This window comes from Winogradskyella sp. (genome assembly GCF_028289625.1).
GTDB lineage: Bacteria > Bacteroidota > Bacteroidia > Flavobacteriales > Flavobacteriaceae > Winogradskyella.
Genome location: NZ_JANQOM010000020.1, coordinates 169618 through 181675 on the forward strand (window position 1 = coordinate 169618; position 12058 = coordinate 181675).

7 protein-coding genes are annotated in these 12058 nt (G+C 36.4%); all 7 read left to right on the forward strand.

Annotation, left to right across the window (positions count from 1 at the left end; genetic code table 11):
- Positions 1-10 precede the first annotated feature (10 nt).
- Complete coding sequence (locus Q0992_RS04825; RefSeq protein ID WP_299521192.1) at positions 11-1969, forward strand: glycoside hydrolase family 13 protein; 1959 nt, start codon at positions 11-13, stop codon at positions 1967-1969.
- A gap of 2 nt (positions 1970-1971) precedes the next feature.
- Complete coding sequence (locus Q0992_RS04830) at positions 1972-2952, forward strand: alpha/beta hydrolase-fold protein (RefSeq protein WP_299521194.1); 981 nt, start codon at positions 1972-1974, stop codon at positions 2950-2952.
- A 59-nt stretch (positions 2953-3011) separates the two neighbouring features.
- A complete protein-coding gene (locus Q0992_RS04835) occupies positions 3012-5450 on the forward strand; it encodes a TIM-barrel domain-containing protein (RefSeq protein ID WP_299521196.1) in 2439 nt (812 codons plus the stop codon).
- A gap of 6 nt (positions 5451-5456) precedes the next feature.
- Positions 5457-7349, forward strand: coding sequence for an alpha-amylase family glycosyl hydrolase (locus Q0992_RS04840; RefSeq protein ID WP_299521198.1), 1893 nt, complete (start codon positions 5457-5459; stop codon positions 7347-7349).
- Positions 7350-7354: 5 nt separating this feature from the next.
- Positions 7355-9040 carry an alpha-amylase family glycosyl hydrolase gene (locus Q0992_RS04845; RefSeq protein ID WP_299521200.1) on the forward strand — a complete coding sequence of 562 codons (1686 nt, stop codon included), beginning with the start codon at positions 7355-7357 and terminating at the stop codon, positions 9038-9040.
- 130 nt (positions 9041-9170) lie between these two features.
- Entirely contained in the window at positions 9171-10133 is a 963-nt protein-coding gene (locus tag Q0992_RS04850; RefSeq protein WP_299521202.1) for a Na/Pi symporter, read from the forward strand.
- Between the two features lie 70 nt (positions 10134-10203).
- Positions 10204-12058 (forward strand): glycoside hydrolase family 97 catalytic domain-containing protein (locus Q0992_RS04855; RefSeq protein WP_299521204.1); only part of this gene is annotated, 1855 nt, incomplete at its 3' end.

A 12058-nucleotide genomic window follows, 5' to 3' on the forward strand; every position in this document is an offset into this window, starting at 1 on the left:
CATAAGAAATATGACAACATTTAGAGTTCTTACAGCATTTCTATTAGTTTTTTTGATGTCTTGTAAAGAGCAACCATCAAATGCTAATGATAGCACTACTAGTGAACCGGTAGTAGAAGCTAATGATATAGAAAAAGTAGAACCACCACATTGGTGGATAGGATTTAAGAACCAAAGCCTTCAGCTTTTGGTGAAGCATCCCAATATTGGTACAACTTCACCTGAGATTTCTCATCAAGGGATAACGTTAGTTAAAGCCAATAAAGCAGATAGTCCTAACTATTTGTTTTTGGATTTAGAAATTTCTGAAAGCGCAAAACCTGGTAAGTTTAACATTGTTTTTAAACAAGATGATGGTACCGAATTGACACAAACTTATGAATTAAAAGAACGTGAAAAATCACCTGAAGATTATATAGGGTTTAACAGTTCTGATGCGATTTATTTAATTACACCAGACCGCTTTGTAAACGGAATTAGTACTAATGATACGCCATTGGGTATTGAGGGAAAACCTTCTATGCTAGAGCGTACCATTGATAGAACTGATAATTATGCGAGGCATGGAGGTGATATAGTTGGTGTTACAAATCATATTGATTACATCCACGATTTAGGATTTACAGCTGTTTGGCCGCAACCACTTCTAACAAATGATATGAAACAAGGGTCTTATCATGGCTATGCTGTAACAGATTTATACGAAATCGACCCTCGTTTTGGTACTCTCCAGGAGTATAAAGAGTTATCCTCTAAATTGAAAGAAAAGGGGATGAAACTTATTATGGATCAGGTGGCAAATCACTGTGGACTATACCATTGGTGGATGAAAGATTTACCATTCAAAGATTGGGTTAACCTTCAAAAGAATTATGAAGAAAACATAGAAAATTGGGGAAACGCCTATACCATTAACTCTAATCATAGACGTACGACCAATCAAGATATGTATGCCTCAGAAGCTGACAGAAAAGGAAATAATGAGGGCTGGTTTGTGGCCGCAATGCCCGACTTAAATCAACGTAATCCTTTCATGGCAAAATATATTATACAAAACAGTATATGGTGGATTGAAACAGCACAGTTAGGTGGCATTCGTCAAGATACATATCCTTATCCCGACAAGGATTTTATGAGCGATTGGGCAGGTGCCATCATGGATGAGTATCCGAACTTTAGCATTGTAGGTGAAGAGTGGAGTTATAATCCTTTATTGATTGGCTATTGGCAAGAAGGAGCAAATAACAAAGACGGTTACGATTCTAACCTAAGATCAACTATGGATTTTGCGATGCAACGAAAAGTCGTTGAAGGTCTTAACGAGAAAGAATCATGGGATACAGGATTAACAAAAATATATGAAGGCTTGGCCAATGATTTTCATTATCCAAGTCCAAAAGACATTCTAGTATTTCCCGACAACCACGACATGAGCCGTATTTTCACCCAATTGAATGGGGATATAGAAAATACTAAAATGGCTATGGCGACATACGCCATGATGCCAAGAATTGTGCAAATTTACTATGGCACAGAGATCTTTATGAACGATTTTGAAAAGCCTGGCGACCATGGCCTTATAAGAACTGATTTTCCTGGCGGTTGGGAAGGTGACGCTACAAATGCTTTTACAGGTGAAGGCTTAACCGATGCTCAAAAAGATATGCAATCGTTCATTACAAAACTGTTCAACTATAGAAAAAGCAGTAAAGCCATTCACGATGGTAAAACCGTTCATTTTGCACCATTTAGTGGCACGTATTTTATGTACAGGACTTTAGGCGACGAGACGATTGTTTTAATTCTGAATAAAAACGAAGATATCATAACAATAGACCTCAATTATCAAGAGGAAATGGGTCTAAAGGGTAAAACGCTTAAGAATATAATTACAGGCGAAACCGTAACATGGGGAGATGTCATAGATTTAAAATCCAAAGGTGTTACGATACTAACTACAAAGCTTTAAGGATGAAAAATGTAGTGCTAGTTTTAGGATTTTGTTTGATACTTTGTTCTTGTAAAAATGACAAAGCGCAAATGCAAGATGAAGTCACTGAGGAAGTATCTTCAGAATTGGCTTATAATTTTATACCAGTAACTTCCGCTGAATTGTCTAGTGGAAAATTAGTAAGATTAGATAGCTTTCCGTCTAAATATATCACGCCAAGACCGATTGATGTTTGGTTACCAGAGAACTATTCAAAAGATAAAAAGTATGCCGTATTGTACATGCACGACGGACAAATGTTATTTGATGCTACAACAACATGGAATAAACAAGAATGGAAAGTTGATGAATGGGCAAGCCGACTAATTAATGAAGGCAAAACCAAAGACTTTATTGTAGTAGCAATTCATAATATTTCAGAAATTCGCTGGCAAGATTTATTTCCGCAAAAGGCCTTTAACTACATAGATGAGTCGATTAAAGATTCTCTCGTAGATATTGCTGGCAAGGGAAATTTTAAGCTTAATGGCGATAACTACTTAAAATGCCTCGTTAAGGAAATAAAACCGTTGATCGATAAACAATATTCTGTGCATACGGACAAATCAAATACCTATGTCATGGGTTCGAGTATGGGAGGTTTAATGTCCATGTACGCTGTTTCAGAATATCCAGAGATTTTTGGTGGAGCTGGCTGTCTTTCAACACATTGGGTCGGTGCAAGACCTGTTGAAGATAATCCGTATCCTGATGCCATATTTAGATATATGAATAACAGTTTTCCAAAAGCCGGTAGCCATAAAGTCTATTTTGATTATGGTAATAAAACGCTCGACAAACATTATCCGCAATATGCATCAAAAGTTGATGGGATTTTAAAGGAAAAAGGATACACAGAAGAGGATTCCAAAAATCTATTTTTTGAGGATACAGAACATTCAGAAAATTCATGGAATCAAAGGCTAGATAGACCATTGGAGTTCTTATTGAATAAAGATTAATAGCAGCTCTTAGACCTCATGGGTAATAAACGCACCTGTGAGGTCTTTAAAATTTTATAATGAATAGAATAATTTTTTATACAGTATTGGCGCTATTAAGCGTCTCCATAAGTGCTCAGAATTACGAAAGAACCTTTGAGTCTTTTTCCATATCGGAAAAAGGCGAGCCAAGTGTAAAAGTAAATGACGGCACATATCTTTTCTCAGCATATACTCCCGATATAGTCGAAACTACTTTCTTGCCAAATGGTGAAAAATTGGATGGTCAATCGCATGCTGTTATTAAAACACCAAATGTTTCAGGTTTTGAAGCAACGGAAAGAGGCAAAGACATCATATTAAGGACAAGTAACGACTTCTATATCACAATAAGTAAGAGTCCATTTCAAATATCTTACTACTATAAGGAAGAATTAATCATATCGGAGAAGCGAGGCTATTTTATAAGTAATCATGAGTCCATGGATTTGGTAAAAGATAATATCGTCGCGGAGCAAACCGAAAAGATAGAATTCAATCTTACCGAAGATGAAGTACTATATGGAGGAGGAGCCAGAGCTTTAGGAATGAATCGTCGTGGCTATCGTTTGCCATTGTTCAACCGTGCACACTATGGCTATCAAACACATAGCGAGTTAATGAATTATACAATGCCGATTGTGGTATCATCGAAGAAATACATGATTCACTTCGACAATGCTCCAATAGGCTATTTAGATTTAGATAGTAAAAAAGATAATACATTAACCTATGAGACTATTTCTGGTCGTAAAACCTATCAGGTTATTGTCGGCGAATCTTGGTATGATTTAATCGAAAACTATACAGACTTAACAGGCAAACAACCCATGTTACCGCGTTGGGCACTTGGCAATTTTTCGAGCCGCTTTGGTTATCATTCCCAAAAAGAAACTATTGAAACCATTGGTAAATTTAGGGAGGAGGAAATTCCTGTTGACGCTATAATTCTTGATTTGTATTGGTTTGGAAAAGAGGTTAAAGGGACGATGGGTAATCTCGAATTTTTTAGGGATTCGTTCCCAAACCCCAAGCAAATGGTATCGGATTTAAGAGCAAGCAATGTCGAAACCATGCTTATCACAGAACCTTTTATTTTAACGACGTCCAATCGATGGGACGAAGCTGTAGAGAAGAACATACTTGCTAAGGATAGTGTAGGCAATCCAGCGACATATAATTTTTATTTTGGCAATACAGGAATTATAGATATATATGATAATAAGGGATACAATTGGTTTAAAGGTATATACAAAGAGCTCACAAATTTTGGGATAACGGGATTTTGGGGAGACTTGGGCGAACCCGAAGTACACCCTAGTTGGGTACAGCATGCTACGGGTTCAGCCGATGAGGTTCATAATATCTATGGACATGATTGGGCGAGATTAGTACAAGAGGCAAGTTTAGAGGCAAAGCCAAACCAAAGACCTTTTATTTTAATGCGTGCTGGTTATTCAGGTTCACAGCGTTATGGAATAGTTCCATGGACAGGCGATGTAAGTCGTAGTTGGGGAGGACTACAACCGCAACCAGAAATTTCCTTGCAAATGGGAATGCAAGGCATTGCCTATATGCATAGTGACTTAGGTGGATTTGCAGGTGCCAATTTAGATGACGAACTTTATGTCAGATGGTTGCAATATGGAGCTTTTCAGCCCATTTATAGACCTCATGCGCAAGAGGATGTGGCTAGTGAACCAGTCTTTAGAAGTGAAAAAGCAAAACGATTGGCTAACTATGCCATACAAATGCGTTACAGAATGTTGCCATACAACTACAATTTAATGGCAATGAACCATATGGAAGGTGCACCCTTGATGCGACCACTATTTTTTGAAGAACCAGAAAATGAAGACTTGTTTGAATATTCAAAAACCTATTTATGGGGACAAGATATTTTAGTATCACCTGTTTTGGAAGCAGGTAAAAAAGAACAAGAGGTTTATTTTCCGAAAGATTCTAATTGGTTCGATATAGAGTCTGATGAGATTATGGAAGGAGGGCAAACAAAAACCGTAAAGTTGAATGAAGCTTTTATTCCTGTTTACGTTAGGGCTGGTGCTTTCATTCCATTAGCAAAACCAATGCAGTCTACAAAGGATTATGATGATAGCACATTTCAATTACAGTACTATCATGATAAAACCGTTTTGGAATCTGAGCGCGAATTCTATTTTGATGATGGTAAAACGGTAAACGCCATTGAAAAAGGACAGTATCAGATTTTGGAATTTGAAGCTGAAATTGAAGGAAGATGGCTCGAAATAGACCTTGAAGCAGATACAGGGAATGATTATTTAGCAGGAGCAAAAACCATTGAGTTGACCATTCATAATATTCAAAACCAACCAAAGCGAATTAAAATTGGAAAGGAAAAAGTTAATGGCACTTATAATTCGAAGTATAAAACCTTAACCTTAAATGTGGTTTGGGATACATCAGAGGAGAAAGAAATACGAGTAAAATTTGGCAAATAAATTAAAATGAAGCATAATAAACTTGTCCTATTAATTGTAATTGTCTTAGCTGTCATTGGATGTAAAAATGATTCAAAAAACAATACCATTAATACAGCAAAAACTGAAGAAATAAAATCAGAAATGAAGAAAAAAGAAGTTGTTTATCAGGTTTTCACAAGACTTTTTGGAAATATCAATACCACCAATAAATCTTGGGGAACACTCGAAGAAAACGGTGTTGGAAAATTTAACGATTTTACTGATAAAGCTTTATCTGAGATTAAGGATTTAGGTGTGACGCATGTTTGGTATACTGGTGTGCCTCACCATGATGTGATTACAGACTATACAAAATATGGTATTTCTAATGATGATCCAGATATTGTAAAAGGAAGAGCAGGGTCACCTTATGCGGTTAAAGATTATTATAATGTAAATCCAGATTTGGCAGAAAATGTTGAAAATAGATTGCAAGAATTCGAAGCTTTAATAAAGCGTACTCATGAAGCTGGATTAAAAGTTCTTATAGACATAGTTCCCAATCATGTGGCGAGAAATTACCAAAGTTTAACTAACCCTAAAGGAGCAACTGACTTTGGTGCTGAAGATGACAAATCGGTAACCTATCATGTAAACAATAACTTCTATTATAATCCTGGGGAAGCTTTTAAAGTTCCAGTTTGGAAAAATGGTTATCAGCCTCTTGGTGGTGAAAATCATCCTTTGGCGGATAGTAAGTTCGAAGAGATACCAGCAAAATGGACAGGAAATGGATCAAGAGCATCACAGCCAGATATGTACGATTGGTATGAAACTGTTAAAGTCAATTACGGTGTTCGTCCCGATGGAACCAAAGACTTTGATGAATTACCTGAAGGTTTCGATGATAAAGACTATAAATCACATTTTGAATTTTGGAAAGATAAAACCGTGCCAAGTTCTTGGGTAAAGTTTAAGGATATCGCCTTGTATTGGACCGACAAAGGTGTTGACGGTTTCCGATTTGATATGGCAGAAATGGTGCCAGTCGAGTTTTGGAGTTATATGAACTCTAATATCAAAATTAAAAACCCAGATGCATTTCTGTTAGCAGAGGTATATCAGCCGCATTTATATCGCGATTATATTAAAAAAGGGAAAATGGACTACCTGTACGATAAAGTTCAGCTCTACGATACTTTAAAACATGTTATGCAAGGTCATGGCAAAACAGACAATATCCCTCCAATCTTAGACGAGTTGCGCGATATAGAACATCATATGCTTCATTTTTTAGAAAACCATGATGAGCAACGTATAGCGAGTTCTGATTTTGTAGGTGATGCCTTAAAAGGAAAACCAGCTATGGTGGTATCAGCCACATCGACAACAGCACCAACTATGGTTTATTTTGGACAGGAATTTGGGGAACCTGGCAATGAGGACTTAGGTTTTGGTGACCCAACACGAACATCAATTTTCGATTATGGTTCAGTACCAAGCTTAGTCCGTTGGGTCAATAACAAAAACTTCGATGGCGGTCAATCCACAAAAAAAGAATTAGAATTGAGAGATTTTTATAAACGCTTGTTGAATTTTACTATTAACAGTTCGGCATTGATGGGAGACTATCAAGACATTCACTTGTATAATCAACATAACACCGAATGGTATAATGATAAAGTGTTGAGTTTTGTGCGTTGGTCGGAGGATGAGCAACTTATAATTATTTCAAACTTTAATGCAGAGAACACCTATGGTTTTGAGTTGCAGTTGCCAGAAGATTTAGTGAACAAGCTAAAGCTCCAAGATGGTGAATATAAAATTGAAGATCAATTATATAAGACTTATAATTCTACGTTAAAGGTTGAAAATGGGAAGGCGCAAACGCGCGTAGATATTAAACCCTTAGAATCGTTTATTTTAAAAATCAAGTAAATCAAATGAGATCACTTATCACAATACTTATACTAAGCATTATGCTGACAAATTGTAAAAATGACCCAGCTAAAGAAGAAGTAGAAGCTAACGTCTTAGAGCCAACTAGCTCAGTGGATGCACCCTTTATTTGGGAAGGCGCTAATTTGTATTTTTTATTGACGGATCGTTTTAACAACGGCGATACATCAAATGATGTTAACTTCGATAGAACAAAAAAAACAGGAAGGCTTCGTGGTTTTGAAGGCGGTGATCTTAAGGGAATTACTCAAAAAATAAAGGAAGGCTACTTTACGGATTTAGGCATAAATGCTATTTGGATGACTCCAATTGTAGAACAAATACATGGAGGAACTGATGAAGGTACAGGAGTGACTTACGGATTTCATGGCTATTGGGCAAAAGATTGGACAAATATTGATCCAAATTATGGAACAAAAGAAGATTTGCATGAGTTGGTAAAAGAAGCACATGCAAAAGGAATTCGAATTGTTTTGGATGCCGTTATCAATCACACAGGCCCAGTAACCGAAAAAGATACTGTTTGGCCAAAGGAATGGGTGCGTACAGATAGACAATGCGCTTATGATAATTACGAAAATACAATTACTTGTACTTTGGTAGCAAACCTTCCAGACATCAGGACCGAGAGCAATGATAATGTGGAATTACCACCACAATTGGTTGAGAAATGGAAAGCAGAAGGGAGGTATGAGCAAGAAGTGAAGGAATTGGATGAATTTTTTGAGCGTACAGGCCATCCTAGAGCACCACGTTTTTATATCATGAAATGGCTAACGGATTATATTACTGAGTTTGGTATAGACGGATACCGTGTTGATACCGTAAAGCATACCGAAGAATATGTGTGGCAAGAATTTAAAAAGGAATGTGATAATGCCTTTGCTGAATTCAAGAAGAATAATCCAGAAAAAGTAATTGATGATAATAATTTTTATCTGGTTGGTGAGGTCTATAATTACGGTATAAGTGGTGGACAGATCTTTGATTTTGGTGATAAGAAAGTCAATTATTTTGACCCACCAAGCTTTCAAAGTTTAATCAATTTTGAATTCAAGTGGAATGCCAAAGAAATGGATTATGAGGATATGTTTAAGAAATATCGTAAACATTTATCGACAGATTTAAAAGACTACGGCACCTTAAATTATTTAAGCTCTCATGATGATGGAAGCCCTTTTGATGCTTCACGAAAAAAGCCGTTTGAAACCGCTAATAAATTATTATTATCACCAGGTACATCACAAGTGTATTATGGGGATGAATCTGTACGTTCCTTAGTAATCGATGGTACAGAAGGGGATGCAACATTACGTTCTTTTATGAACTGGGATGACATTGAAAGCAATACTAAGACAAAAGAAGTGTTAACGCATTGGCAGAAATTAGGCCGATTTAGAGCCAAACATCCTGCAGTTGGTGCTGGTGTGCATCAAATGATTACCCAAAAGCCATATGTGTTTTATAGAAGTCTTCAAAAAGGGGATTTTAAAGATTTTGTGGTTATCGGTCTAGATTTCGAAAAAGGGAAAAAGACTTTGGATGTGTCTAAAGTCTTTAAAGATGGCGATATAATTTATGATGCTTATTCTAAGTCATCTGCAGAGGTTAAAGAGGGAACAATAACCATTGATTCTGATTTTGATATTGTGTTATTGGAAAAAAAATAGCTGCTATTTTATACGATATCGTTGTAAAGCTTTGTTGAAAGTCTAAATCCAAGAAATACCAAATAAACTTTACATTGAGGTAACAATTTCTTTTCATACGTTCAGTAAATTATGTGTTTTATGAAAACGTATGACTGAAATTTTACCGCTTCTCATAGGTGGGCTTGCCCTATTTCTTTATGCTATAACACAACTTTCGGATACCTTAACAGAGCTATTTACTGAAAAGGCTAAAGAAATAGTTAAGACCTATACGTCAAATATTTTTTCGGCAATTGCTATAGGGACCTTACTAACCATTTTGTTAGGCTCATCTTCAGCAATGATTATTATCGTTATTGTCTTTATCAACGCCAAATCGCTTAATTTTAAACAAAGTATTGGGTTGATTATGGGAGCAAACATTGGAACGACCTTTTCCAGCCAAATTATTGCTCTCGATATTGGAAAGTATTCTATCATTGCTCTTTTCGTTGGTTTGGTTTTTGAAGTCTTTGTTAAAAACAAGCAAAGGCGATTATATGGTAAGAGTATTTTATATTTTGGAATGCTTTTTTTCGGTCTTTATATTATGGAAAATGCCTTAGGTCCTCTAAAAAATAGTCAGACCTTTTTAGATTGGATTGCAAAGGTTGAGGGGAATCCTACTCAAGGAGCACTAATCGGAGGTTTGGTTACTTTAATTATTCAGTCCTCAAGTGGAACTGTTGGAATGGCAATTTTATTGGGGAAACAGAACGTACTCTCTATTGCTGGAGGAATTGCAATAATGTTAGGTGCTGAATTAGGCACCTGTTCCGATACCTTATTAGCAACTATAAATGGTAGAAGAGAAGCATTAAAAGCAGGCCTCTTTCATCTTTGTTTTAACTTAATTACAATTGTTATGGGGCTGTTTCTTTTTCAGCCCTTTATGAGTTTGGTTAATGTTATTTCACGCACAACAGATATCGGAGGAGTTATTGCCAATGCCCATATGTTGTTTAATATATTGGGTGTATTGGTTTTTCTTCCGTTTGTTAGACTTTCAGAAAAATTACTGAATACGATGTTGCCAGATAAAAAAAGTACTACCGAAAGTGTCAAGGAATAATTTCAGTTAAATTTTTTAGGTTAATACAGATTCATTATTTTAAGGTCTTAAACTGTAATTTTTTAATTCAATGAAACTCCTTGTGATTCTGGCGATTGCTTTTCTAGTGTCCTGTAAAAAAGCTGATAATAACCAAGTCAATGTATCTACCACTTCACCAAATGGTGATATAAGTGTAAAACTTCAACTGAGTAAGGAAAGGAAACCTTATTATCTCGTTCATTTTAAGAATAAGGTTGTTGTAGACACGTCGTTCTTAGGGTTTGAGTTTACTGATGCTGAAACGCTTTCAAAAGACCTAGAAATTACAAGTACTGATGTGACCAGTTTTAATGAAACATGGCAAATGCCTTGGGGAGAACAATTAGATGTTGTTAATCATTATAATGAACTGAAAGTAGAATTAGAAGAGACTACCAAACCAAAACGAAAACTAAATATCGTTTTTAGGGTTTACGATGATGGTATCGGCTTCCGCTATGAATTTCCTCAACAAGACGGTTGGAAAGAAGCATTAATTAAAGATGAACATACTGAGTTTAATCTCACACAAGATTATAAAACCTTTTGGATTCCAGGGGATTGGGATATTTATGAGCATTTGTATAGTACAACCAAACTCTCAGAAATCGATGCAAAATCCTATATTCCAAAAACCAATTTGGCCCAAACGTATATTCCAGAAAATGCAGTTAATACACCAGTAACTCTGGTTGGCGAAGATGGATTACACCTTAGCTTTCATGAAGCGGCCTTAGTGGATTATTCAGGAATGACCCTCAAGGTTGATACTGAAAATTTGAATCTAAAAAGTAACTTGGTTGGTTCAGAGAATACAGATTACAAAGTAAAACGAAGCTTACCTTTCAATACTCCCTGGAGAACGATTCAAATCACCAATAACGCACCAGATTTAATAGCATCTAATCTTATCGTAAACCTTAATGAACCTAACAAACTGGGAGATGTCTCATGGTTTACACCTATGAAGTATACCGGAGTTTGGTGGGAAATGCATCTGGGCAAATCCTCTTGGGATTATGGTATGGAAATGGTAGATGGTCAATGGACAGATACAGGAAAAGCCCATGGCAAACACGGAGCAACTACAGAAAACGTTAAGCGATTCATTGACTTTTCTGCAAGAAATAATATAAAAGGTGTTTTGGTTGAAGGCTGGAATACAGGTTGGGAACGTTGGATAGGTTTTGAAGACCGCGAAGGGGTCTTTGATTTTGTAACACCATATCCAGATTATGATTTAGAAGAGGTAACCAAATATGCTAAGGAAAAAGGAGTAGAAATCATTATGCATCACGAGACTTCTGCGGCCACACAGACCTATGAAAAGCAACAAGACACAGCTTACGCCTTAATGCAGAAATATGGTATGCATGCAGTAAAATCGGGTTATGTAGGTAAAATTATTCCAAAAGGTGAATACCACCATGGACAATACATGGTAAATCAATATAACAATGCAGCAATTAAAGCTGCAACATATGAAGTTGCAGTTAATGCACATGAGCCTATCAAAGCCACGGGATTACGACGGACTTATCCAAATATTATGTCGAGGGAAGGTTTAAGAGGACAGGAATTTAATGCTTGGTCGGAAGATGGAGGAAACCCACCAGAACACCTTTCTATTGTTGCATTTACAAGAATGTTGGCAGGACCGATTGATTTTACGCCAGGGATTTTCAATATAAAATTCGACGAGTATAAAAAGGATAATCAAGTCAATACCACCTTGGCACAACAATTAGCACTTTACGTGGTCATATATAGCCCAGTGCAAATGGCAGCAGATTTAGTGGAGCATTATGAAGTCAATCCAGAACCTTTACAGTTTATAAAAGATGTAGGTGTGGATTGGGAAGAATCAAGGGTTCTTAATGGACAAGTCGGAGATTATGTAACCA

What these genes read in the sequence shown, in the direction of transcription:
- Q0992_RS04830 (WP_299521194.1), top strand. Translation starts at nt 1,972, where the DNA reads ATGAAAAATGTAGTGCTAGTTTTAGGATTTTGTTTGATACTTTGTTCT.
- Q0992_RS04845 (WP_299521200.1), top strand. Translation starts at nt 7,355, where the DNA reads ATGAGATCACTTATCACAATACTTATACTAAGCATTATGCTGACAAAT.
- Q0992_RS04835 (WP_299521196.1), top strand. Translation starts at nt 3,012, where the DNA reads ATGAATAGAATAATTTTTTATACAGTATTGGCGCTATTAAGCGTCTCC.
- Q0992_RS04850 (WP_299521202.1), top strand. Translation starts at nt 9,171, where the DNA reads ATGACTGAAATTTTACCGCTTCTCATAGGTGGGCTTGCCCTATTTCTT.
- Q0992_RS04840 (WP_299521198.1), top strand. Translation starts at nt 5,457, where the DNA reads ATGAAGCATAATAAACTTGTCCTATTAATTGTAATTGTCTTAGCTGTC.
- Q0992_RS04825 (WP_299521192.1), top strand. Translation starts at nt 11, where the DNA reads ATGACAACATTTAGAGTTCTTACAGCATTTCTATTAGTTTTTTTGATG.